The organism is Lacisediminihabitans sp. H27-G8, assembly GCF_046156175.1.
Taxonomy (GTDB): Bacteria; Actinomycetota; Actinomycetes; order Actinomycetales; family Microbacteriaceae; genus Lacisediminihabitans.
Map to the genome: position 1 here is coordinate 81,421 of NZ_JAYLVL010000005.1, position 24,180 is coordinate 105,600.

Annotated in this window: 24 protein-coding genes and 1 tRNA gene; 17 read left to right on the forward strand and 8 right to left on the reverse strand. The window is 65.4% G+C overall.

What is annotated here, in order from left to right; genetic code table 11:
- The 3 genes from VLI63_RS15380 to VLI63_RS15390 form a co-directional block, all read right to left on the reverse strand.
- On the reverse strand, nt 1-570 hold the full coding sequence (locus VLI63_RS15380) for an SAF domain-containing protein (protein WP_409157742.1): 570 nt from the start codon (nt 568-570) through the stop codon (nt 1-3).
- 278 nt (nt 571-848) lie between these two features.
- Entirely contained in the window at nt 849-1,160 is a 312-nt protein-coding gene (locus VLI63_RS15385) for a hypothetical protein (protein WP_409157743.1), read from the reverse strand.
- Nucleotides 1,161-1,243: 83 nt separating this feature from the next.
- Nucleotides 1,244-1,972 carry a hypothetical protein gene (locus VLI63_RS15390; protein ID WP_409157744.1) on the reverse strand — a complete coding sequence of 243 codons (729 nt, stop codon included), beginning with the start codon at nt 1,970-1,972 and terminating at the stop codon, nt 1,244-1,246.
- 715 nt (nt 1,973-2,687) lie between these two features.
- Here VLI63_RS15390 and VLI63_RS15395 point away from each other — a divergent pair.
- The 16 genes from VLI63_RS15395 (at nt 2,688) to VLI63_RS15470 (ending at nt 18,550) form a co-directional block, all read left to right on the forward strand.
- Nucleotides 2,688-3,500, forward strand: coding sequence for a hypothetical protein (locus VLI63_RS15395; protein WP_409157745.1), 813 nt, complete (start codon nt 2,688-2,690; stop codon nt 3,498-3,500).
- Complete coding sequence (locus tag VLI63_RS15400) at nt 3,497-4,558, forward strand: ParB N-terminal domain-containing protein (RefSeq protein ID WP_409157746.1); 1,062 nt, start codon at nt 3,497-3,499, stop codon at nt 4,556-4,558. The genes VLI63_RS15395 and VLI63_RS15400 overlap by 4 nt, the downstream gene beginning before the upstream one ends.
- A gap of 40 nt (nt 4,559-4,598) precedes the next feature.
- Nucleotides 4,599-5,249 (forward strand): hypothetical protein, encoded by a 651-nt coding sequence (locus VLI63_RS15405; protein ID WP_409157747.1) that lies wholly within the window; start codon nt 4,599-4,601, stop codon nt 5,247-5,249.
- 8 nt (nt 5,250-5,257) lie between these two features.
- Nucleotides 5,258-6,469 carry a hypothetical protein gene (locus VLI63_RS15410; protein ID WP_409157748.1) on the forward strand — a complete coding sequence of 404 codons (1,212 nt, stop codon included), beginning with the start codon at nt 5,258-5,260 and terminating at the stop codon, nt 6,467-6,469.
- The gene (locus tag VLI63_RS15415; RefSeq protein WP_409157749.1) at nt 6,466-6,753 is read left to right on the forward strand and encodes a DUF6112 family protein; all 288 of its coding nucleotides are present in this window, start codon (nt 6,466-6,468) and stop codon (nt 6,751-6,753) included. The genes VLI63_RS15410 and VLI63_RS15415 overlap by 4 nt, the downstream gene beginning before the upstream one ends.
- A gap of 105 nt (nt 6,754-6,858) precedes the next feature.
- Nucleotides 6,859-7,188: a DUF6112 family protein gene (locus VLI63_RS15420; RefSeq protein ID WP_409157750.1), complete on the forward strand. Its 330-nt coding sequence runs from the start codon at nt 6,859-6,861 to the stop codon at nt 7,186-7,188.
- Nucleotides 7,189-7,212: 24 nt separating this feature from the next.
- Nucleotides 7,213-8,553: a conjugal transfer protein TrbL gene (locus VLI63_RS15425; RefSeq protein ID WP_409157751.1), complete on the forward strand. Its 1,341-nt coding sequence runs from the start codon at nt 7,213-7,215 to the stop codon at nt 8,551-8,553.
- 15 nt (nt 8,554-8,568) lie between these two features.
- Nucleotides 8,569-10,026 (forward strand): SCO6880 family protein, encoded by a 1,458-nt coding sequence (locus tag VLI63_RS15430; protein WP_409157752.1) that lies wholly within the window; start codon nt 8,569-8,571, stop codon nt 10,024-10,026.
- A gap of 16 nt (nt 10,027-10,042) precedes the next feature.
- Nucleotides 10,043-11,542, forward strand: coding sequence for an ATP-binding protein (locus tag VLI63_RS15435; protein ID WP_409157753.1), 1,500 nt, complete (start codon nt 10,043-10,045; stop codon nt 11,540-11,542).
- Nucleotides 11,543-11,692: 150 nt separating this feature from the next.
- On the forward strand, nt 11,693-12,760 hold the full coding sequence (locus VLI63_RS15440; RefSeq protein WP_409157754.1) for a hypothetical protein: 1,068 nt from the start codon (nt 11,693-11,695) through the stop codon (nt 12,758-12,760).
- A gap of 136 nt (nt 12,761-12,896) precedes the next feature.
- Nucleotides 12,897-13,298, forward strand: a complete 402-nt coding sequence (locus tag VLI63_RS15445; RefSeq protein ID WP_409157755.1) for a hypothetical protein — start codon at nt 12,897-12,899, stop codon at nt 13,296-13,298.
- A complete protein-coding gene (locus VLI63_RS15450) occupies nt 13,295-15,055 on the forward strand; it encodes a type IV secretory system conjugative DNA transfer family protein (RefSeq protein ID WP_409157756.1) in 1,761 nt (586 codons plus the stop codon). The genes VLI63_RS15445 and VLI63_RS15450 overlap by 4 nt, the downstream gene beginning before the upstream one ends.
- Nucleotides 15,056-15,163: 108 nt before the next feature.
- Complete coding sequence (locus VLI63_RS15455) at nt 15,164-16,243, forward strand: ArdC-like ssDNA-binding domain-containing protein (RefSeq protein WP_409157757.1); 1,080 nt, start codon at nt 15,164-15,166, stop codon at nt 16,241-16,243.
- Nucleotides 16,240-17,136 (forward strand): bifunctional DNA primase/polymerase, encoded by an 897-nt coding sequence (locus VLI63_RS15460; protein WP_409157758.1) that lies wholly within the window; start codon nt 16,240-16,242, stop codon nt 17,134-17,136. The genes VLI63_RS15455 and VLI63_RS15460 overlap by 4 nt, the downstream gene beginning before the upstream one ends.
- A 160-nt stretch (nt 17,137-17,296) precedes the next feature.
- On the forward strand, nt 17,297-17,857 hold the full coding sequence (locus VLI63_RS15465) for a single-stranded DNA-binding protein (protein ID WP_409157759.1): 561 nt from the start codon (nt 17,297-17,299) through the stop codon (nt 17,855-17,857).
- Nucleotides 17,858-17,959: 102 nt separating this feature from the next.
- Nucleotides 17,960-18,550, forward strand: coding sequence for a hypothetical protein (locus VLI63_RS15470; protein WP_409157863.1), 591 nt, complete (start codon nt 17,960-17,962; stop codon nt 18,548-18,550).
- A 135-nt stretch (nt 18,551-18,685) separates the two neighbouring features.
- Here VLI63_RS15470 and VLI63_RS15475 read toward each other — a convergent pair whose 3' ends face one another.
- The 3 genes from VLI63_RS15475 to VLI63_RS15485 all read right to left on the reverse strand — a co-directional run bounded on the left by VLI63_RS15475 (nt 18,686) and on the right by VLI63_RS15485 (nt 20,346).
- Nucleotides 18,686-19,891 (reverse strand): tyrosine-type recombinase/integrase, encoded by a 1,206-nt coding sequence (locus VLI63_RS15475; RefSeq protein WP_409157760.1) that lies wholly within the window; start codon nt 19,889-19,891, stop codon nt 18,686-18,688.
- Nucleotides 19,884-20,078, reverse strand: coding sequence for a helix-turn-helix domain-containing protein (locus tag VLI63_RS15480; RefSeq protein WP_409157761.1), 195 nt, complete (start codon nt 20,076-20,078; stop codon nt 19,884-19,886). The genes VLI63_RS15475 and VLI63_RS15480 overlap by 8 nt, the downstream gene beginning before the upstream one ends.
- A 196-nt stretch (nt 20,079-20,274) precedes the next feature.
- Nucleotides 20,275-20,346 (reverse strand) — tRNA-Gln (locus VLI63_RS15485).
- Between the two features lie 198 nt (nt 20,347-20,544).
- On the opposite strand from VLI63_RS15485, the gene VLI63_RS15490 reads away from it, so the two are divergent.
- Nucleotides 20,545-21,378, forward strand: coding sequence for a cytochrome c oxidase assembly protein (locus VLI63_RS15490; RefSeq protein ID WP_409157762.1), 834 nt, complete (start codon nt 20,545-20,547; stop codon nt 21,376-21,378).
- 125 nt (nt 21,379-21,503) lie between these two features.
- Here VLI63_RS15490 and gltX read toward each other — a convergent pair whose 3' ends face one another.
- Together gltX and VLI63_RS15500 are read right to left on the reverse strand one after the other, a co-directional pair.
- Nucleotides 21,504-22,994, reverse strand: a complete 1,491-nt coding sequence (gene gltX / locus VLI63_RS15495; protein ID WP_409157763.1) for a glutamate--tRNA ligase — start codon at nt 22,992-22,994, stop codon at nt 21,504-21,506.
- Nucleotides 22,995-23,123: 129 nt separating this feature from the next.
- On the reverse strand, nt 23,124-24,128 hold the full coding sequence (locus VLI63_RS15500) for a YeiH family protein (protein ID WP_409157764.1): 1,005 nt from the start codon (nt 24,126-24,128) through the stop codon (nt 23,124-23,126).
- Nucleotides 24,129-24,180 lie beyond the last annotated feature (52 nt).

Below are 24,180 nucleotides of genomic sequence, written 5' to 3' on the forward strand. Positions count from 1 at the left end.
TCAGCCGTTCGCCCCGGTCAGGTAGATCGCTACCGTCCCGGCCGCTGCCCGGCCGGTGAGATCCGCGGCGACCGTCTCGCTGACGTACACATCGACAATGGTGGTGCCCGATTGCTGGTTAATACTGGTTTCGAAAACCACCCCCGGAATCGTGGAGGTGGTGACGCTCGCATCCCCGATGGTGTTCGAGGCGATCGGAACAATTTCGACGCGGTTGCCGGCGACGAGGCGTTCGGCGGGCAGTTGTGAGGGTTTGAGCGAGAGGCCGACGAGGGCGCGGCCCATCGGGATCTGCTCTGTCGCGGCGATAGCCGCTGGGGTGACGAGGCTGCCTTTGGGTAGGTCGACGGTTGTCACTTTTCCGATCACCTCCGAAGGCGTGCTGGTTGAGATAGCGGGCGAGCGTTGGCCGGAGGCCAATGCCAGGGAGGTGAGGTCATCCGCGGTGATGGTCGTGCCCCGCGGGATGGTGTGGGAAACGGCGAAGACTTCGTCCGGGTGCCCGAGGGAGGTGTAGAGGAACACGCTGAGGAGACCACCGACGAGGATAAGCGCGGTCGCCCCGGCCACCCAAATCCACGACCGCCTCGTCCGGACAGGTCTGACAGCTCCAACTTCGGTCGCCGAGCGTGCCGGTCTCACAGCAGACGGCGTCGCCGTAGTGGTCGCCACAGGCCCAACCCTTCTCACAGACAGTCGCTGCCTTAAAGGGGTACGACGAAAGGGAGGAAGTGGTTCAAACAGGTTCTGAGTTTTTTCCCCGTCGACCGGCACCCGAGGCAGGGTGATACGGTCAGTCTAGGGTCCTTGCGAAAACGGCGGCAAGGAAATTTCAGCCCGAATTTGCTTTACTTGTGGCCCGTGATGGTTCGACGAAAATCGTTCACGGCATCGTCGAACGCCACCGCATCGATCCGCCAACGGCGGCGGTTACAGCGGCCGACGAGGTTGGTGTTGTGAAGATCGGTCTCCGCAACCAACAGACCTGCCGCAACAAGTGGACGGATCTGGCCGGTCACCGCGCTGCGACTGATACCGAGTTCACCCATCAACCCGGCGGCGGTGCAATATCCTTTCACGGAACGCGGTCCGCAAGATGCGGACGCGCGCGTCCGAGCCGCCGAGCGCGCGGGAAAGCGCGAGTAGGGCGATGTTCTCATCGGGCGACGATCGTGGCACGCCCCCATTGTCGCGCGCGGGCACGGAGCGTGGGAAGCCCCAAATAGGCGTGCGCCTGACTTTCCTAAGCCGCGAGGTATTCGGTCTGGGCGGCGGTTGACAGGCGCCTGCGAATCCGGGTGAGGCGGCTTCGCAGCCCCTCGAGGCTTAGCCCCATCTCCGCCGCGATCGCCGCATGGGTCTGCTCCCCCAGCGACGCCTTGATCAACAACGCAACCTCGGCACGCTCAAGAATGCGCCTGCCGACCGCCCAAGCAAGAAGGTTAGCGAGCTCCGCCTCCGGTGTGGGCTCGGGGGCCCACGCTGCGGAAACTGTTTCAAGAAATTGGTCGGTGACGGTGATGGTCCGCGCCGCGATAAGACGTTCGTTCGCGGACGGCTCGGGGGCGAGGAATCGAAGCATGTTCATCGTCAGGTTCGCCATCACGCGCACTTCCAGATGCATCCGGTACGTCCGGATACTCTCCCACGCAGCACCGATTGCGTAGCCTGCACGGTCGGCCCGCTCCAGATCGTCCAACCCGCGTACGCGTTGGGCGATTCTCTGCGCGGCAGGAATCAGTGCTTGAAGCAGTACCCGGTCGGCTGCAGCGTTCCCGTCACGGCCGAGCCTCAGCAGAAGGTGCAGGAGTGCGTCCTGGTCGCATCCGCTGGTCTGACGAATCATTGCAAGCAGCTCGGCTCCGCTGTGTCGACCTGGTGCGCCGCAGTCGATGGCGCGGCCGGCCAGGGTTGCCCATTCGCGATTCAACTGGGTGATCAGGGACGGTGCTCGCAGAAAAGTAGTCGACATGGTGTGCTCCTTTGAGTGGGGGAATACGGTCACCTGCGATCCTCCTCACCGCACGTGTATGGGTGCGTGTAATGGGTGCGTGTACTGCGCGGGAGCCTGGTCAGTGGCTCGGCAACCCGGACGCACTGACGCGTGTACTGGAGAGCGCGAACGTGTTCCCACGCGTGTGTCCTCGCCGGTACTGGAGAGTGAAATGTCATCCCGCGCGACGAGATTGACCCACTCCCCCATCCCCCACCCACCCCTTGAAGGTGGACAGGTCATTTGGACCCGTCCTGACGGAGGAACCATGGACGTTGAGCGAAACACGGAAGACGTGGACGGCGGACTCCGGTCCGCTCGGGAACCGGCCCCGAGCGCGCCCGATCGCCCCGCGTGGGCGTTGACTGAACTCACCCGCACGGGTGCCGGGCGGGCACCCACCAGCCACCTCGGCACCGACCCGCGCGGCATCGAGTGGGTTCGCCCGACCGAGTTGGCGCCTCGGATCGGCGCGGGCATCATGCAGCGAGGCGCGGATGCGCACCGCGACGTACACGCCTGGGTACGGGGGGCGGCAGAGCGGTCGGACCGTGCGCGCCGTCTGGCGCCGCTGTCAGCGTTCGGCAAGAACGGGCCAGCACCATCCACGGGTCGCGATCCAATCGGCCGGTGATACGCCATGTCCCACTACTCATCCCATCACCGAGCACCCCTGTCGAAGGAGTCCACCGCCATGAACACGCACATCCCGCAAGAACAATTCACCTCGCCGCGCTTCGATTCCGCAGAAAGGCTTCGCGCTGTGCTGAAACGGCTTGACGCTGCCGGTCCGGGTGCGTGGAAGGCTGACCAGGAAGCCCGGGAACTCATGCTGTTCGCGGAGCACAAGTATCGGCGGTTAGCCTCCACCTGGCATCGCGATGCTGCCGATGCCGCTCAGGCCGCGTTCCTTGCGATGATCGCGCCGACAACGCGAAACGCGGACGACCCCTGGGCGGTAGTGACTACCGCGGTGGCCCGAACCCTCAAGGCGGAGACCCGGGCTGAGCGGCACATGATCTCCACCGAACGAGCCCGCCACCCAGCGACTCTCGTGGATGACCCGCCGATCCGAGCCGGCGAGCACGAAGAATTCGTCTTCGACATCCTCCACACCGAACCAGACCCCGCCCCCAGCGACGGGCACATCGATCGTTCACTCATCGCGGAGGCGGTGCGGTTCCTTGCCGTCCTGGGCTGGCCCGATGACCTCGCCCAAGCGGGCGTCGACTATGTCACCGACCGGCTGATCGACGCCGGGAACCGCGAGACCGCTTTCGAATCGTTGCGCCGGGACGCGTCCATTCCCGCACAGCTTGACATCTCGCGAACCTCGTGGACACGGTTGGTGCGGTTGCTTCTCGGCGGCAAAGTCTCCCCGACGGTCCCTTCGCAGCACGGAATCCTGGCGCGAGTGGCGCTTGGCGAAACCGCGGTAACCCTCCTCGCCGACGACAGCCTCGTCCTTGCCGTGGTGGGGTCTCCCCGGTTGGGGTGGGCGGCATGACAGAAGGGCATATCGAACTTGCCCGAGCGGTCGCCTCGATTCGGGTCGGACACCGCCTGCGCACGGATTTGGGCGACCTTGATGAGCTGGTGCAGTCGATCGAACTGCAGGGGTTGTTGCAGCCGATCACGATCAGCCCAGACGGGACTCTGATCTGTGGGGTGAGGCGGTACGCGGCAGTGCTCGAGCTCGGGTGGAAAACCGTCAACGTGTGGGTGCGATCCGGAATCTCCACAGATCTCGAACAACTCATGGCTGAGCAGCATGAGAACACTTTGCGCAAACCCTTCACCCCGCTCGAGGCCGCCCGGCTGTACGCAGAGCTGAAGCCCCTCTACCAGGAAGACGCCGCCCGGCGGAAAGCCGCAACCCAATACCGATTTGACCCCGAAAACGTTGAATTTGCCGGTCCCGCAAAATTTGCGGGACCGTACGGGGACGCCCGCGCGCAAGCTGCTCGCGCCATCACCGGTAGACGATCAGACCTAACCCTAGAACGGGTCCTTGAAGTCCAACGTCTCGCCACCGACCCCGCCGCCGCCCCGCACATTCGTGAAACCGCGGTTCGTGAGCTGGAAGCAATGGACAACGACCACAAGGTCAACCGCCACTATCTCGTCGTCAAGGCCGCGCTGACTTCAGGTGCGTCGGAAGTCAGCTCACCCCAAACTCAGCCGCTGAATGAGTTGGATGCGCCGACGTCAGGGATGCCCTTCCGTCCCGCCGGGGACGAAGACGATCTTGTGCAGGCGGCCCGGCATGCTCTCACCCGCGCGCGCGCAACACGAAGCATCGCCCGCACGACACCCGACGGGGCTGTTCGTCAGCCACCGACGGAGGTGGCACATTTCGGTGTTCGGGCGTTCCTGATGACGATCACCGAAACCGATTACTGGTGGCTGCATTACGACGCAGAAGAGATCGGTGGCGCCTTGAGCGTCGATCAGTGGGAACGGTTCAACGACTGGGTTGCCCAATCCGTTGCCTTCCACGAGACCGCCCGCACGGCCGCGAAGCTCGCAGCCGTGGCACCGGCCACCGCAGGTGAGGGCATGTGACACACCTGAGGAGAACATCCCTCCATGAACGGAAGCTCCTGTGAAACCACGTCGTCGTCTGATCATCGCCCTCATCTTTGCGGGCGCCCTGCTGACGGGCATGGTCGGCGTCGGAATATACGGGCTACTTCAGCCCGCGAAGCAAATCCCCATGCCGACCGTGACAACAGGCGTTGCCACTGCAAGTCCGGTCCCGATCGCCCGAACGCCCCTGAAGCCCTTGCCTCGCACCGGCGACGCGGTGGCATATGCGAAAGCCGTGACCCCGGCGCTTTTCAGCTGGAACACGATGTCCGCGTTGGAGCCGGAGGACTACGAATCCGTGGTCACCGAGGACGCCGCCCCGACCGGAGTCGAAACCTCGGCTCTGGTGAACGACCTCGCCGCCTACTTCCCGACCGACACCCAGTGGCAACAACTGCGGGACTACAAGACCGCCGAAACGGTAACCATCCAGCACGCCGACATCCCCGCCGCCTGGGGTCAGGCCGTGGCATCCGACCCGACCGCGGTGCGACCCGGGACGGTTGCGGTAAACATCGCCGCTGTCCGACACCGCACCGGAGCCTGGTACGGGACACCAGCGGTAACCTCCGACCCGGTGACTTTCACCGTGTTCGTGACCTGCCAGCCGACCTTTGACCGCTGCCACATCCTGCGGCTGTCGGGGCTGAACGCCCCGCTGAAGTAGGCCCGGCCATGGTGAAGATCATTCTCGGCGCTGTCGCAGCACTGACCCTTCTGTTTGGTCCTGCAGCCGCGATGATCGGTGTTGGCCTGTTCGTGAACCCGGCGCTGGTGGAAGCCGAGCTGTGCAGCACATCCCACCTCAGCATTGCGGGGGCGGTTGCGAACAGTCTCACCGCGACCGCGACGAATGGCACCACCGTTACCCTGGACCACACCCAACTCGACAGGGCGGCCACCATCATCACGGTGGGTGGCCAGACATCCGGGGTTGGAACGAACGGGGTCCTGGTCGCTCTCATGGCGGCGCTGACCGAATCCCGGCTGCGGATACTCGCCAACCCCACCGTCTACCCCGCCTCCACGGACTACCCGAACGATGGTGACGGGTCCGATCATGACTCGCTCGGCCTGTTCCAGATGCAACCCACCGCCGGATGGGGATCGGTCGCCCAACTGATGGACCCCACCTACCAGGCCGCCGCATTTTATGGCGGACCCGACGGGCCGAACCACGGTTCCCCCCGAGGGTTGCTGGATATCCCCGGCTGGCAATCCCTCCCTCCCGGATCCGCCGCACAGGCGGTTGAGGTTTCCGCCTACCCGGACCGGTATGCCGACTTCGAGCCGGTCGCCCGCAGCATCCTTGCGACCCTTACGGGGAGCGCCCCGCCGGCAGGTGCCCCGGCCGCGGTCGCATTGTGTTCGAGCGTGTCCGGTAACCCGCAACAACTCGCGCAGACTCTCGTCGACGCCCACCGACAAGGAATCTTCACCGCCCTCGTGCCTGCCATGTACACGCAAGAGATCGAAGCGACCGCCAACGGAACCGTCACCAGCAAATGCCAGATCGACGCCCGGATCCTGCAAACCATCGTCCTTGTCCTCAACAAGTTCGGCTCGGTCGGGGTCAGCGATCTCGGCCGGCCGTGCCTGGGCGACACCCTGCACTGCCCGTCGTCACCGCACTGCCACATCCCCGACCAGGCAGTCGACTTCACCAGCGTCGGCGGTCATGCCCTGGACGGTTCCGACCCGCCCGACATTGCCCTTCTGCGCTATCTGGACACGATCCTCCCGGAGGGGTCATGGGCTGGACAATCCGAATGCCGCACCGCCTCCGGCGACCCGATGACCTTGACCCATATCGGGCAGTTCCCCGACACCTGCACCCACCAACACATTGACATCCGCGGCGCCGGAACTGCGCCCCTCACCCCATGAGCACACGACCCCGCACCGGAGGGGTGTACCCGAACATCGGTGCCGTTGGTGGAGCATCCACTCTGGTGTCGATCATCGGCGCCCTCTTGACGATCATCCTGATCATCGCCTGCCTCATGCTCATCGTGTGCGCAGCGACCTGGGCTGTGGCAGCCGCGCACGGCAACTACCACTCTGTGACGAAAGCCCGCACCGGCGTCCTGGTCGCGGTCGGCGCGGCCGCTCTCGCCGGTGCCGGTGTGGCGTGGATGAACTTTCTCCTCCATCTGGGAAGCACCCTCTAATCAATCCCGAAGCGAGGCTCGAGGTGGTGTGGGACGGCTGGCGCTCCTCACCATCAAACCCCGCCCACGCTCTCAGTGCGGGTCCCCAGCCTGGAGCTCAACCTCATGCCGATCCTCGTCCACTTTTCTACCCCACGTGCGGTCCTGGTCCGTCTGTCGCCAACGGACATCAGCATTCCGCCGAACACCACCGGGCTGCCAGGCATCGAAGCGTTGCGCACGATTGTCGGGGCGATCATGACCGTCGGACTGATCCTCTCCGTCCTGGCCCTGCTGATCGCAGCGATCGTCTGGGGATTCGGATCCCACTCCTCCAACCCACACCTCGCCGGCCGCGGCAAGACCGGAGTCCTCGTCGCCTGCGGGGCCGCGATCCTGTGCGGGGCCGCGGTGACGTTAATCAACTTCTTCTGGAACGTCGGCCAAAGCGTCTAGCGACAGCGGAAAGGAGAAAAGCCTATGAGTGGGGTGTGCGACATCCCGGTCCTTGCGACCGTGTGCCAAACCGCGGGACAGGCAGCCGGGTCGCTAGTTGAGGCGCCGTTCGATTGGCTCGCCAAGGCAGCAGGGAACTCTGCCCAATGGATGTTCCAAAGCGTGTGGTCGGTGTTCGACACCACCACCCTGGTGGATGTCACCAGCGACAACTACCTGAAGGTCTACAACGTCCTGTTCGGAATCGCGATCTTCATCATGCTGATCTTCTTCTGCCTACAACTGATCACCGGTCTCATCCGCCGCGACCCCGGCGCCCTGCACCGCGCCGCCCTGGGCCTCGCCAAATCGGTCCTCGGCTCCTTCCTGGTCATCACCCTCACCGCCACCCTGCTACAAGTCGTCGACCAACTCTGCGTCGGCATCGTGAGCGCCACAGGCACCACGCTTGATGAGATGGGAGCCAAGATCGGCGCCCTCACCGTCGGGCTCGGGTCGATCAGCGTCCCCTCCCCCGGGGTCGGGGCGATCATCACCATTTTTCTGTCGTTCCTTGCCATCGCGGCCGCGGCGATCGTCTGGTTCTCCCTCCTTGTCCGCAAAGCGCTGCTGCTGGTCGGCATCGTGCTGGCGCCGATCGCTCTGTCCGGGTCGGTGTGGGATGCTACGAAAGGGTGGGTGGGGAAGTGGGCGGCGTTCGTGATCGCCCTGATCGTCTCCAAACTTGTGATCGTGGTGGTGTTTCTGGTCGCCATAAACCAGCTCAACGCTCCGATCAATTTCGACCTGGCTTCCATCTCAGATCCGATCGCCGGGATCGTGTTGATGTTCGTCGCGGCGTTCGCCCCCTACATGGCCTACAAGTTCGTCTCCTTCATCGGTTTCGACATCTACCACGCGATGTCCACCGAGCAGGAAGCCAAGCAGGCCATGAACCGCCCGATCCCGGTCCCTGGGAAACCATCCGGCGATGCGGCGAAGAAAGTGCTCGACGGTGCCAGCGGGAAAGGAGGTGGCGGCGCTCCCCCGCCAGGACCAACCGCAGGCGGTGCGACGGCGGCCGGAGGTGGCGAAGCTGGGGCGGCTGCTGGCGCGGGCGGGGGTGGTGCCGGCGCCGGTGCGGGCGGGGGTGGAGCTGCTGCCGGGGCTGGGGCGGCTGCGGCTGGTCCCGCCGCAGCCGCAGTGATCGGTGCGGAGGCGCTCAAGGCTGCCGCGACGGCGGGACCGAAAGCGGGCGCCGCGGTCGGTGGTGCCGCGGACCAACACATCACGGCCAGCCAACAACCGCTCACCCCAACCAGCACCGCCGGCACGGCGCCTCCTATAGCAGCAGGGAAGCCGGCATCACCGACCGCGCAGGTGTGAGATAAAGGAACATTGATGACAGATCCCACGCCGGACTTCGTATTGCGGCCCGTGAAGTTCTCCCGTCTTGCCGGTCGAGGAATTCTTCTCGGCCTGACCGTCCCGCAATTGATCACCGCCTCCGTCGCTGTGACGTCGATCATCTTCTCCCTCTACTTCGCCGGCGCCCCGGGCCTCGCCTGGACATCGCCAGTCTGGGTCACGAGTGCCGCCGGCACCTGGTTACCGGTCGGCGGACGGCCAGCGATCCTATGGCTGCCCGTCGCCGGGCACTGGTTCTGGCGATCCGCACGCAAACAAACCTCCTACCGGAAACGTGTCGCCACACCACGGCCGACCGGGACCCTCGCCCTCCCCGGGGATGCGGCCGCGCTGCGTGAATGGGAGGACCCGGAGACCGGGGCTGTGATGATCCAGGACCCCTACGGGCAAACCCTCACCGCCATCCTTGAGGTCACCCACCCGTCATTCATCCTGTTAGATCCGATCGAACAACAACGCCGCGTCACCGGGTGGGGGCGGGTTCTGGCCACAACGTGCCGCTCCGGCCGAATCGCTCGCCTCCAAGTCCTCGAGCGAACCCTGCCGGACTCCGGGTCCGGTCTCGCCCAATGGTGGGCTACCCATGGCAACGATGACGGGTCGTGGGTGGCAACCACCTACCGGGAACTCATCGAACGAGCAGGCCCTGCGGGGGAACGGCATGTGTCCACGATCAGCCTGTCGCTGGACCTCAACGCGGCGGGCCGGTCTGTCAGGGCAGCCGGTGGTGGGATGAAAGGCGCCGCGCACGTCCTCCGACAGGAGATGACGACACTCACATCAGCGCTACGCACCGCAGATCTGAAACCTTCCACCTGGTACCCACCGAGACAGCTCGCGGCGATGCTGCGCAGCGCATACGACCCCGGTGTTGCTGTCACCCTTGAGCGCGCGAATGGAGTCGGCCGCGTCCTCGCCGACGCAGGCCCCGTCGTGGTGGAGGAATCCTGGGACCGGCTACGGAGCGACACCGCCTTCCACACGGTGCTGTGGATCAGCGAATGGCCCCGCAGCCTCGTCTTCCCCGGCTTCCTCGCCCCAGTGTTGCTGACCGGCGGCATCACCCGGTCGTTCTCCCTCATCTGCGACCCGATCCGCGCCGACATCGCCGCCCGCGATATTCGCAAAAAACGAACCGGCTACATCTCCGACGCGCACCAACGCGCCAAGGTCGGGCAGATCGAAGACCTCCGCCAAAGCGCCGAGTACGACGACGTCCTCCAACAAGACGCCGACCTCACCGCAGGCCACGGGCTGCTGCGCTACACCGGCCTCATCGCCCTGTCCGCCCCCACCGAAACAGAACTGGAAGCCGCCGTGGCCACCATCGAACAGGCCGCAATCCAGGCCTCCTGTGAAACCCGGCGCCTGGTCGGACAACAGGCCCAAGCATTCACCGCCGCGGCCCTCCCCCTCGGCAGAGGCATCTAACCCAAAGGAGTACCGCATGGCCAAACCCTCGACGATCCTCCACACCAGCTCGCTGGTCACCCCAGCGAAGCAAACCCGACGCAACAAGAAGGAACGCCTCCGCGAGACAGCGGCCATCCACGCCGCGTCCACCAGCCGGACCCGCGCTGAGGCGAAGGCACGATATGAGATCGACCGCGCGCTGACGAACGCGACCAGTTACCTTCCCCGGGGTGGGGAGAGAGGACCGAGTGCGCTGCGGTCGTACCGGCGCTTCCGGGTGCCCACCCATCAGGACACCTCCGCGAGCCTGGCTGGCGCATACCCGTTCCTGGCCGAGGGCGGCATGGGATCAGCCGGAGTATTCGTCGGCCAAGACCTCTACTCCGGCGGCTCGTTCGTATACGACCCATGGGATCTCTACAGGCAAGGGATCATCACCGCCCCGAACATTGTCCTTGCCGGGATTGTCGGTGCCGGCAAATCCTCCCTCGCCAAAAGCCTTTACACCCGCTCCATCCCGTTCGGCCGCCGCGTGTATGTGCCGGGAGATCCAAAAGGTGAGCACACCGCCATCGCGGAAGCGGTCGGCGGGAAAGCGATCATCCTCGGCCACGGAATGATGAACCGCCTCAACCCGCTGGACGAGGGATACCGTCCATCGGGCCTTTCCGATGCCCAGTGGAGCGCCCAGGTCACCTCCCGGCGGCGAGACCTGATCGGTGCGTTGGCAGAAACGATCCTTGATCGAGCATTGTCACCGTTAGAGCACACCGCGATCGACGTTGCCCTGACGGCGGCAGTCGCATCCACGACCGTGCCGGTGCTGCCGGCGGTCATCGACCGGATCCTCAACCCCGACAGAGGCGAGGATGCCCGGCTAGCAGAGGATGGCCGCCTCCTCGGGCACGGCCTACGCCGGCTGGTCTCCGGCGACCTCGCCGGACTCTTCGACGGTCCCTCCACCGTCCAGTTCGATCCCTCGCTACCCATGATCTCTCTCGACCTGTCCCGGGTCGCCGAGAACTCCGCCCTGATCTCCGTGCTGATGACCTGCTCATCCGCGTGGATGGAATCAGCATTACTCGACCCCGCCGGAGGTCAACGCTGGGTGATCTACGACGAAGCATGGCGGCTGATGCAGTTCCCTGCACTACTTCGACGGATGGACGCGCAGTGGAGACTCGCCCGCCACCTAGGGATTGCGAACATGCTGATCTTCCACAAACTCACCGACCTCGACAACGTCGGAGACAAGGGAACCGCCATGCACGCGCTCGCCTCCTCGTTGCTCGCGAATGCGGAAACCCGGATCATCTACCGGCAGGAAGCCGACCAACTCGGCACCACCGCCAAAACCCTGGGACTGACCGGAACCGAACGAGACCTCCTCCCCGGGCTCGGAGTCGGGCAGGGACTTTGGCGGATCAAAGAACGTTCCTTTGTCGTGCAACACCAACTGCACCCCAACGAACTCGCAGCCTTTGACACCAATTCACGATTCCTGTCTTCCGCGAGTCCCCCGTTGCCTGAATAGGTCGCCACACCCGGCCCGCTGGCGAGGCGACGACTCACCGGCGGCCTGCGCGCACCTGTGAGGCATGCGCATCTGGCCGAAGACCACCGTCGAGCAACTCACCCGGCTAACCCGCGGAGTCACTGCTCTGCCAGTTGCCGTTGGGTGGTCATGACGGGCAACCAAGAAAGCGCGAAGGCGCGTGCGAAGGCACGAGAGTGGCAACAGCGTTGGCGTGCGGCGAACCCGGAACTGATCAAAAAATACCGGCTGAACGAGCGGGAACGGCGCGCCGAGTATCAGGCCGCTAACCCGGAAAAGTTCCGCCAAGACAGGCGCGACTACGAGCAACGCCGGCAGGAACACCTCAAAGCGCAGGACGCGCGCCGAACGCAGAACCGGCAGCGTGCGAAGGACTGGGCCGCAGCCAATCCTGAGCGGGCCCGCGCGAAGGGAGAGGAATGGAATGAACGGAACCCGGGGCGAATCCGCGAACTTAAACGTAACTACTACCAGCGCAACTCTGAAGAGCGAAAACGAGCGGCCCGTGAACAGAACACGCGACGCCGGCAGGATTCCGCACAGCGCCAACGCGAACGCGAGTACCAGGCAGCACAAAGCGATGTGCGAAGCACGGGCCAGAGGGTTCGCCGTGCTGATCCGGAGCTGCGGGACAAGCTCAACCAGGAGCAGAACGAACGCCGCCGCCGCGAACGACGCCGCCGACAGCTGGGCCTGCCGCCTCGACGTCCGCATCGTGCCACCATCAATGCGCGCGCGGAGAACAAGGCAGCAGCCAGCGCATTCTTCTCCCGACGACATGCACCATCCGCAATGAGAGCGCTTCTCCAAGAGCAGGCGGAGGTGCGGGCAGCGACCGCCCTCATTTCGGACGCTTTCTGGGCCGCGGAACTCGCAGCCCAAATCCGAGCCGACACGAGGCGACCTGCCCGGATCGCAGCACTCACACACGAATTGCTTGCAACGGTCGAGGGTGCCCAATTGCGAGAGGAAGTCCGGATGGACTCCCTCGCTCGCGCACGTCGCGGCGCACAGCCCTACCCGAATCTGGAGGCCGAGGCTCGGCGACGTGCGCTGGCGGCACTGACCATCCCGCGCACGCCGGTCAGAGACGGCAATGCCACCCCAGCTACAACGAGGCCAAAGTTCGGAACGTTCGTGGTGGGGCAACGTGGGACAAGAGCCGTTCAGCCTAGTCGCGGGCTTCCGGCCATATGAGGCTCCGCACGTCTCCCGTCCCTCCGACCGGCCAGGGGCCCCTGCCGGCGGCACCGGGACAACCTCGAGCAGTCTCTGGGGAACACCACGCACCTCAGAAGAACAAACGACCACCTTTTCGCAACCTGGGAGCACTGTGCAACAGTTTTCGGCCCACCAGTCGGTCCCACACGTTGTTATCGCCATCGGCGAGGACGGGACTATCGACTCGACCCTAGAAGGTGAGTTGTTCCTGCCTGGTTCGCTCGGGCGGAACCTGGTCGGCGAGTTGATCGCCCACATCGCAGAGCAAGACGGCGGTCCGATTCGCCTCGAGATGCGCGAAGGCGGCCGTGCCGCCGATGTGCAGGAAATGATTGGTGAAGGGTTCCTGCCAGGTGAGAGGGTCGCCATCGCCGTCATCGTCGGTGAACGCCGAGCAGCAACGAACGGACGTGTGTATGCCGTGCTCGAGACGATTCCTGCACCGCATGGGACTTCCGATTTGATCCTGTTCGGGACGAGCTCCGGCACCCTGGTTCGTGGCGGCACCCCGTGAGCGCACAGCAGGTACGACCCGTCAACGACCAGCTCTTGAACCTCGGATTAGGTGCCCTCGGCGGAGGTGTCGCATTTGCTCTCATCCTGCGGGGTGCTGGCACGGCCACGGCATGGCTGAGCGGGTTGCCGGTGCCGACCGGAGGGGCCGGTTCCGGTCTTGGAGTGTTTGCCCATCCCCTCGACCCCGGGATCCCTCTTGGTGTGCACGGGTTGAACTGGATGCTGTACTGGACCCTCGTCACCGTGATGCTCGCCATCATCATGGTCCCCACGGTGTGGGTGGTTGCGAAGGTGCGCGCTCATCGCAGCCAGGCTGATCCACGGAAGCTAGAAGGTACGGCCACCGCTTCCGAAATACACCGGCTCGCCTCAGCGAGACAACTCATGAAACTAGCGCCAACAATTCGGCCCTCAGTGACGCATCCGACCGCGCGCGATGTCGGATACCTCCTGGGCACCGCGCACGGTCAGCAAGTGTGGGCGACCGTCGAGGATTCCATCCTGCTGATCGGGCCGCCCCGCAGCGGGAAAGGGTTGCACATCGTCATCAACGCGATCCTCGACGCCCCCGGAGCGGTCATCAGCACCAGCACCAGACCCGACAACCTCACCGCCACCCTCACCGCGCGCCAACGACTCGGACCCGTTGCGGTGTTCGACCCGCAGCAACTTGCCCCAGGACTGCCGGTCGGATTGCGGTGGTCGCCGGTGCGAGGCTGCCAGGACCCGTTGACCGCGATAATCCGAGCAACCGGACTCGCCGCCGGCACCGGGCTCGGCGGCAACCAGGTCGAGAACGGGTCATTCTGGGAAGGCAAAACCCGGGCAGCCATCCAATCGCTGCTGCACGCGGCCGCCCTCGACGGACGGGACGCCCGCACCGTCTACCAGTGGGCGCTCAGCCCCGCAGCAGCGGGGGATGCGGTGCGGATCCTGCAAACCAACTGTCACGCGGCATACGGGTGGGCGGACTCCCTGGACTCGATGATCCAATCCGACCCGAGAACCCGAGACTCGATCTGGCAAGGCGTCGGCCTCGCCTTCCAGGCTCTCGCCGATCCCCGCGTCCTGGCCGCCGTCACCCCCTATGACGGCAAAGAATTCGACCCGGCCGACTTCCTCACCCGCCGCGGCACCCTCTACCTGCTCGCCACCGGCGCCGGAGCTGGGGCATCCGCGGGCCTCCTCGCAGCGTTCATTGAAGACCTGGTCGAAACGGCGCGGAAGCTCGCCGCCCGCTCCCCCGGAGCCCGCCTCGACCCACCGCTCCTGATGGCACTGGATGAGATCGGAAACCTCGCACCCCTCCCGTCCCTACCCACGTTAATGGCAGAAGGAGGCGGCACCGGAATTACCACCATGCCCGTCCTGCAATCACTCGCGCAAGCGCGTCAGAAATGGGGCGACAACAACGCAAACGCCATCTGGGACGCCTCGATCGTCAAAATCATTCTCGGCGGAGCGTCCAACAGCCGCGACCTCCAAGACCTCTCCACCCTCATCGGCGAACGCGACGAACAAACGAACTCCGTCTCCACCGACCAATACGGCGGCCACTCCTCCCAACGCTCCCTCCGCCGCGTCCCCGTCATGCCACCCAACGTGCTGCGAACCCTGCCATTCGGGATCAGCGTGACCATGCTGCGAACTGCCCGCCCCATCATTACCGACCTGCGCCCCTGGACCGCACGGGGCGACGCCCGCCAACTCCAAGACGAACGCTCCAACCTCGAAGACCAGCTCCGAACTTCCTGACCTACACCGCTCACCGCGCCATACCCCCGGGCGCGCGGGCTGCGCGGCGCACCTCTACGAGTGCATGGAATGCGTGCGTGAACAGTCGGACAGGGAGCAGGAAGCGGGATGCCGGAGTCGGACGAGCAGCGATCCGCGCGCGACGAGCGGATCGCTCAGCTGCACGAACAGTTGGTCGACGCGGTCGACGGGTTGGTATCCAGCGATGACTGGCGTCGGGCGATGGAATTCGCCGCCCGGTTCCGGGGCCGATCCTTCGGTAACACCCTCCTGATCTGGGTACAGCACTCCGCCGCATACGAGGCCGGGCGGGTACCCGAACCGATGCCCTCCTACGTGGCCGGGTTCAGGCAGTGGCAACAACTGAACCGGGCCGTCGCCAAAGGCCAAACCGGGTACATGATCCACGCCCCGGTGACGGCCCGGTTCGCCACCATAACGCCTCAGATTGCAGAATCGTGGCGACGTCTCGGTCGAGCGGAGCAGCCTCGGCTTGGGGAGGTTGTTCGTTCCCGGATGATCGGGGTGAAGCCGGCCTACGTCTGGGATATATCCCAAACCGCAGGCGACCCCGTCCCGGTGCGTCCACCCGCACGGTTGCTGCGCGGTGCCGCACCGGAGGGGTTGTGGGATGGGTTGGCGGCCCAGGTTCACGATCACGGTTTCAGGATCCAACGGGTGTCCGACGAACGTGCCATCCGCGGGGCGAACGGGCTCACTGACTACACCAGCCGGACCGTGTCGGTGCGCAGCAACATGGACGACGCCGCCCAAGTGAAAACCCTCGCCCACGAACTGGCCCATGTGATGCTGCACGGCCCCGACAACCCCGACGCCGCAGCCCACCGGGGCATCGGCGAGGTCGAGGCCGAATCGGTGGCGTTGATGATCGGTGCCGCCCACAACCTCGACACCAGCAGCTACACCATCCCCTACGTCAGCTCCTGGGCCAGTTCTGTGGAAGGCAAAACCCCGGCCGAGGTGGTACAGGCAACCGGGGAACGAGTCCGCGCAACAGCGGTAGCTATCCTACGCAACCTGACGACCGCGCAGATCGGAGACGGCGACCCGCCGGGACTGGTCCGCGAAGCACCCACAGCCCAAAGGTCGGTGCCCCCACCGGTGCCATTTCACCGTGTGACCTCCCTCCGGCAGGGCAACGCTTCTTCGGGGATGCCTGCGCTGTGATCGGAATCGTCCCCATCCTTGCGGAGGTCGCCGCCCTTCCGCTGCCGCAAGCGGCTGCCCGTTTTGCTGCTGAATCGATACCAGTGTTTCCGTGCGTACCCGGCGAGAAACGGCCGCTCACCACACACGGCTTTCACGACGCCACAACTGATCCGCGGACAGTGCGTGCCTGGTGGGACAAGTGGCCGATGGCGAACATCGGGATCCCCACCGGGGCGTTTTCGGGGATCGACGTAGTCGATATCGACCGGCGTCCGGAACACTCCGGGTTCGCCGCGTTCGAACGAGCACGTCGCTCCAGGATCACTGGGCGCTGGGAGGCGCTGATTCGCACCCCTTCGGGTGGCATCCACGCGTACTACCCGACCGACGTCGATCACCCGCAGCAGTCCTGGCAAGCGCCGTCTGCACACATCGACTTCCGCGGCGACGGCGGCTACATCCTCGCCCCACCCTCAATTGCTGGGACCGCATCAAACGCGCACGGATATACGGTGATCGCGACAGCGAACCGGCAAGGGGCAGCCATCAATGCTGACGCGCTCCGCTCGTTCCTCGAGCCGCTCCCCGCCGTACCGCCTCGTCCGCGCCGTCTCCAACCGGTCAACGTTGAAGGACTGGCTGCCTGGGTTGCGGCCCGTGGTGAGGGTGAGCGGAACAGAGCCCTGTTCTGGGCGGCATGCCGCGCCGCTGAAACCGGGACTCAACCCGACCAGCTGCATGCGGTCCTCGGTGCGGCGGCCGAAGAGGCAGGACTCACCGCACGGGAGGCCGCAACAACGATCCGGTCCGCCCTTCGCGTCACCGCCGGGCGATGTAAGCCCACCTTGCCAGCCCGCGCCCACCAGGGTCCCCCACCGAAACGACTGGACAACGGGCCGCTCGGGCTATGAGCCAAACGGAACACCAGCAAGCCATCGAGCCATCGAGCCATCGAGCCAACCATCGGGCGCGAAGGGGCGACCGGATCCCGCTTCTGGCGCGGCCATCGCTCCTTACTGTGGCAAGCCATGAGGCACCGCCATTTCGCAAACATATTGAAGGAGCAGTCCCATGACTATCCGCACCCAACAGTCCCTCTCCGGATTCATCCTCACCGACCCCGAACTGTCCATGACCAGCAAAGGAGAGGCCCGCTTGTTCTTAAGGGTCGGGCAGGAACACTTCCAACGCAACGACGACGGGTCCTTCACCCAACTCGAGTCCAGCTTCCACAACCTCGTCCAATATCGCAAAGCCGCCGAACGCTCCTACGAGCGTTTCCAGAAAGGCGACAATTTCATCGCCGAAGGGTACGTCCACGAATACGAGCATGAGGTTGATGGGGAGGTCCAGGCAGGAGATGAGTTCGTGGCCAAGAAAATGGGTCACGATGCCGCACGCCAGAGCTACACCGTGAACCGCAAAGCACCCGTCGGCAGCGCCGCAGACCCGGAGAGCATCGCGGCCAGCGAAATTGCCGGAGAACTCCCTGCTGGGACCGCTCCAACCCCTGTGTCTGCACGGGCTGCTGCTGCCCGTGGCAGTTCGGAGCGGCGCGAACAGCTCGCCGACATCAGCACGAACCACCCCCACCGGAGCGCACCCGCGCAATCAAACGCGCTATCCCTGTAAGGAACGAGCCCGATTTGCTGGTGCGGCCGAGGCCAAACCTTGACACCCTTCCCCCCGCTACCAGCACCCCATTTCCCGGACGTAACCATCGAGGGCATGACCATGGATGACCACCCCACACTTCCTATCGATGTGCCAAAGTTGGACGAGCCCGAAGCAGGCGATGACGAATTCGCTGGCCCGTCCGAGGAAGAACTGCGCAGACCAGAACCTCCGCACCCGGTCAACTGGAATGTGCTCACGGCGGAGGAAGCGGTCCAGGAGTGGTTCGCCCTCGACGGCTGGGTGAATTGGCTGCGCCGCAGCTACGGTCTCCCTGTCACGATCATCCCCCCGTACTGGCACCGGCACCCAGAACTGGTCTGGGAACTCTCGGCGCTCCACCTCCACTGGCTCGGCGCTTACGATCCGGAACAAGAAGGATCCGCACCCGTGGCGTGGCACGCCGACTTCGCGGCCGCCCGTGAACGACTCCGAGACTGGACGGCAATCGCTGGCACCAAACTCGACAGCGATCGCCCTACCCGACAAACCACTTGGCCCGGAGCGGAATCGGCGCCGGACCAGGCGGAACATGCGATCGTCAACCGCGAGAAGGACTTCGCCCAGTTTGTGAAAGACGACTTCGCAGCCCGAAGAGCGGCGGAAGAGACGTTCTTTAAAGATGCGGCGGTAAAACCGGTCGTTTCTTGAGTTACAAAGGCGGGCGACTCCTCCCCGGGCACCGCATGAATCACTGCCGATCGCCGATCGAGGAGCAGGTGGTTCTGGTCGAACCAGTGCACCCAGCCAGGTTCGCGAAGACCGCAACGAGCGCGACAGGGCCAGTCAGCTTCCTAGCAACCCGTCGAGAACGCCGACCGTGATGGGGTCGACTTGTTCGGCGCTGACGACGTAGCTGGTCCGGGTGATTTGCTCGCTCGCGTGCCCAAGCAGCCGGGACGCGAGCGTTAGCCCCACCGCGCGCTCCACAAGGGTGGCGGTGGTGCGGCGATAGATGTGAGTGCTGTAATGCCCCACCTCCACGTCGAGCTTTTCCAGTTCCTCGAAGTTGTCGTGGATGAAGGATCGAAGAAGTCGTTCGTAGTTGCTGACGCTGATAGGGTTCCCGTTTTTCGTGGCGAACAGCAGTGCGTCCTTTCCTTTGCCGGCCAGTGCGAGTCGGCGGCGGACCGCCGCGGCCGCGAGCGCCGGGAGCGAGACCCGGCGGCGCTGGCGGGAGCGTTTGGGGGAGTTCTTCCGGGTGATCCCATGTTCCTTCGTCTGCACGATGGTTCCGTCGATAAGTAGCGTCGGCGGAGCGGTGGTCATGTCCACATCACACCGGCGCAGCCCGATGCACTCCCCCACCCGCGCCGAGGTCCCGAGCATGATGTCCATCCCGTCGATGAGAGCCCGGTAGTCCGGGCGCGGCCCGTTCGTGGATGTCTCCCGCCAGTGCTGCATCAGTTCACGAATGCCGACGATCTGCGCCGGGATGAGGATCGAGGTCTTCTTCTCGGCCAACGGCAGCCGCTGCACATCCCGGACAGGGTTGTACCGGATGGCATCGTCACGCACCGCGTATCCGCAGATCTGTCCCAACACGACTCGGGCGCGGCGGGCGGCGGAGACGCTGCGGTGCAGCATGATCGCCTGGATGATCCGGTCGCATCTGCCCACGGTCAACACGTCGAGGGTGATCCCGCCGCACTGCGGCAGCAGGACGCACCGGACGGTCGTCTCGTAGGACTCGTAGGTGGAGAACGTGAGTGACCCGGCGATCGCTCGGGCGCGCACCTGCTCCAGCCAGCACGCTGCGGCCTCGGCGATCGTGTTCGTGCCAGTGAGGCCGGCGAGCATTGATGTGCTGAGCGTGTCGGCTTTGTGGCGGAGCGCGATGCGTGCGGCGTCTTCGGTGTTGGCGACGGCCACAAGCTGATGCAGTGTCCCGGCGTCGTCCCTCGCCCTGGCTCGGGCACGGTAGCTGTCCGCGGCGAGGCGGGTGATCTGGATTGCGCCGAGCTCGCCGGCGCGGATGCGGGGCCTAGCCATGCCGGCGCTCCTTCACCCATCCGAGCAGGTCGTCCTGCTCGTAGCGAACGTGCCGCCCGAGTTTCAGCCAGGGAGGTCCGTTCCGGGTGAGCCGCCAATCCTCGACGGTTCGGACTGGAAGGCGCAGGAGTTCGGCGACTTCGTTCTGGGTGAGAAAGACCGGCGCCGAGGGCGGCAACGTTTGCATATCCAGAAGGTGCGCGAGCCGCTCCAGCACGTTCCGGGAGTGGCCAGTGCCGCCCCGTAATCGCGGACCGAAAAAGCCTCGAATCGGGCCCGTTGTGGGGTTTTTGGTAAAGAATCTGTTTGTTGACACCAGATTGGGGCGACCAGAGGCCCGGGTGGATGGGCTGTTGAGCCGCGGTTTCTCGCCGAATTTACTGCTGGGGTACCTGGACTCGAACCAAGAACAAAAGAATCAGAATCTTCCGTGTTGCCAATTACACCATACCCCACCGCACTCCGGACGAACCCGAGCCGACTAGTCACTCTAACCTACCGGCGGGGGGTCGCCCAAATGCTGGGCCGAGCTCTCGGCGAGGCGTGACAGAATTCGTTCGAACCTCCCGCAGATCTCCACGCTTCGCTGAATCGAGCCGGCCACGCCTTCCCCCCTCACCTTCCTCACCACCTGGCGATTCGACGCAGTTTCCGTGGGGGTTGTCGTGCTGGCCGCAGCCCTCTACGCCGCGGGCGTGCTGGCGTTGCGCCGGCGGGAAGTGCCGTGGCCGGTCATCCGCACCGTCTGGTTCTTCGCACTCGGTCTCGGCTCATTCGCCGTCGTGAATCTGGGGTTCCTCGGCGTCTGGAGCACGGACCTCCGCTGGGCCTTCACGACCCGGATCGCCCTCCTCCTCTTCGCCGTGCCCGGCCTGCTGAGCCTCGGTGCACCCGTCGCGCTGGCGAGGCTGGTGCTCACCGGCGGCTCGCTACAACGGATGGATGCCGTGATGGGTTCGTGGCCCGTACGGCTGGTGGGCAACGCGGTATTCGCTCCCCTGTTCGCACTGGCGGCCTTCTCGGTGTTCCTCACGCCGCTGGCGGGCAGCCTGCGCGAGAATGCGTTCGCGGGCGCTGGGCTCACGGTGGCAGTGCCCCTGGTGGGCCTCCTCATGGTGTTGCCGATCGTGGAGAACACCACGCAGCGCACGAGCTTCTTCATCACCGTGGAGTTCCTTTTCGTGTTCGTCGAGCTGGTGGTCGACGCGATTCCGGGCATCCTGCTGCGCCTGAACAACCATGTGCTCGACGGGCTCGGTCAGGTGGCGGGATCACTGCCCACGTGGTTCCCCTCGGCGTACCACGACCAGCATCTCTCGGGCGACCTTCTGTGGTTCATCGCGGAGGTCGCGGATGTGCCGGTGCTGATCCTGATGTTCCTGCGATGGTCGCGCGTCGACCGCTCGGAAGCGAAGGCGCTCGATGCGCTGACCGACGAGGAAATGGATGCGCTCACCCGGGAGCACCTGCGGGGGCCGCGCGAGTAGACCGCGCCGGTCGAGCAGCTTCCCGGCGGTCGAGTAGCGAGCGCCAGCGGGCGTATCGGGAACCCGCACGCGACCTACAGGTCCCGGAACGGGCGCTGAGCGCCCTACTCGACCAGCGGAGCGCCCTAATCGACCAGCGACGCAGCCAGGCGGGAGAGTCGCGCGAGCGTCGACTCTTTGCCGAGCAGCTGCATCGACTCGAAGAGCGGAGGACTGATCCGCTTGCCAGAGAGCGCGGTGCGCAGCGGGCCGAACGCGATGCGCGGCTTGAGCCCTCCGCCGTCGATCAGCTCGGTGCGCAGCACCCGCTCGATCTCGGCGTGAGACCAGTCGTTCAGCTGTTCGAGCGCACCGACCGCGGCATCGAGGATCTCGGCCGAGCCCGCCGGGGGCGTCGCATCCGCGTCCACCTCGATGGAGTCATCCGGGGCGAAGAAGAATCCGAGCAGAGCGGGTGCCTCGCCGAGCAGCTGCATGCGCTCCTGCACGAGCGGGCCGGCCTCACGCAGGATCGCCTGCTCGGTGCCGGTGGGCGGATCGGAGACGAGCCCCGTCAGGTACGAAAGAAGGCGCTCCACGAACACGTCCGGAGCGAGCAGACGGATCTGGTCGCCGTTGATCGACTCGGCCTTCTTCAGGTCGAAGCGGGCCGGATTGGGGTTCACGTCCGTGATGTCGAAGGCAGCGACCATCTCGTCCATGCTGAACACATCGCGGTCGTGGCTCAGCGACCAGCCGAGCAGCGAGAGGTAGTTGAGCAAGCCCTCGGGGATGAAACCGCGTTCGCGGTGATGGAACAGGTTCGACTCCGGATCCCGTTTGGAGAGCTTCTTGTTGCCCTCCCCCATCACGTAAGGCATGTGGCCGAAGCGCGGGATGGCACTCGCCACTCCGATCTCGATGAGCGCGTGATAGAGCGCGATCTGCCGCGGCGTCGACGACAGCAGGTCCTCACCGCGCAGCACGTGGGTGATGCCCATGAGCGCGTCATCCACCGGGTTGACGAAGGTGTAGAGCGGGGCGCCGTTCGGTCGGACGACCACGAAGTCGACGAATGACCCGGCGGGGAACGTTATCTCGCCACGAACCAGGTCGTCGAACGAGAGGTCGGTATCCGGCACCCGAAGGCGCAAGGCCGGCGAGCGGCCCTCGGCGCGGTAGGCGGCCTTCGCCTCATCGCTCAGGTCGCGTTCGAAGTTGTCGTAACCCTGTTTCGGATCGCGCCCGTTCTGGATGTTGCGGGCCTCGATCTCCTCCGCCGTGGCGAAGCTCTCATAGAGGTGCCCGCTCGCCCGAAGTCGCTCGATCAGGCCGGCGTAGATCTCGCCGCGCTGGGACTGGCGGTAGGGCTCGTTCGGACCGCCGACCCCCACTCCCTCGTCCCACTCGATGTTCAACCAGCTCAGCGCGTCGAGAAGCTGAAGGTAGCTCTCCTCGCTGTCGCGCGCGGCATCCGTGTCCTCGATGCGGAAGACGAGCTTGCCGCCGGTGTGCCGGGCGTAGGCCCAGTTGAAGAGGGCCGTGCGGATGAGTCCGACGTGCGGGGTTCCGGTGGGCGAAGGGCAGAAACGGACGCGGACGTCGGCTCCGGTGGCTGTGCTGAAGGAGGGTGACATGGCGCATCAATCCTACCGGGGAGTGGTTTCACTCAGCCTGACGGTCGCTCGCACGGATGTTCCCGCCAGGCGGTTCTGCGCACGCACGAGAGCGACCGAACTCGACGAGCGGGATAGAGGCGGGGTCACTCAGGAGAGATACACCGCGGCAAGGGCGAGACCGAGGATGACGACCCACGACACGAGGCCGGCCGCGACCGCCCTCAGGCCAGAGCGCGCGAGCTGCTCGACACGCAGCGAGGCGCCGATGCCGAAGAGCGCGGCGGCAAGGAGCGCCGACTGCACGATGTCCGCGATCGCCAGCACGGTTTCCGGCAGCGGCACGAACGACCGCAGCAGAACGGCGACGAGGAACCCGATGATGAACAGCGGCACGATCGGCGGTCTCTTCGTGGAGGCGCGCGACGAGGCATCCGCTGCCGCATCACGCCGCCGAGTCTGGATCGATGCGATCGCGACCATGGGTGCGAGCATCAGCACCCGGGTGAGCTTGACGACCACCGCGACTGCGAGAGCCGCCGCGCCCGCGGTCTGGGCGGTGGCGACCACCTGCCCGACGTCATGCACGCTCGCTCCGACCCAGTGCCCGAACTGGCGGGCGTCGAGCTGGAACAGGCCCGCCAGGGCGGGCAGCACCACGATCGCCAGCGTGCCATACAGGGTGACGAGCGTGATCGGGGTGCCGGTGTCCTTCTCCGGGGAGCGCCGAGCGGCAGCCATCGCGCCGACCGCCGATACGCCGCAGATGGAGAATCCCGCCGCCATGAGCACGGCCTGGTCACCCTCGAGCCGGAACGCGCGTCCGACGAGCCAGGTGATGACGAAGCTCACGATGACGAGCGCCACGATGGCGAGGATCGCGACCCAGCCGAGGCGAGCGATGTCGACGAGGCTGAGCTTGAGCCCGAGCACCACGATGCCGAGTCTCAGCAGTCGACGACTCGCGATGGCCAGGCCGGGGGCGAGCACACCGTCCAAGCCGCGACGGAATGGCGGGATCGAACCGACGATCACACCGAGGATGAGTGCTGCGGTGAGCCAGGGCAGGCCGGGGAGCAGCAGATGCAGCCCGAAGCCGGCCGCCGCACCGACGGCCGCGAGGGCGAGACCGGGGAGCCAGCGGAGACGAGTCACGAGAGGCGGGTCTCGATACGGTCGCTGAGCGACCTACTCGACCACCGGGCGA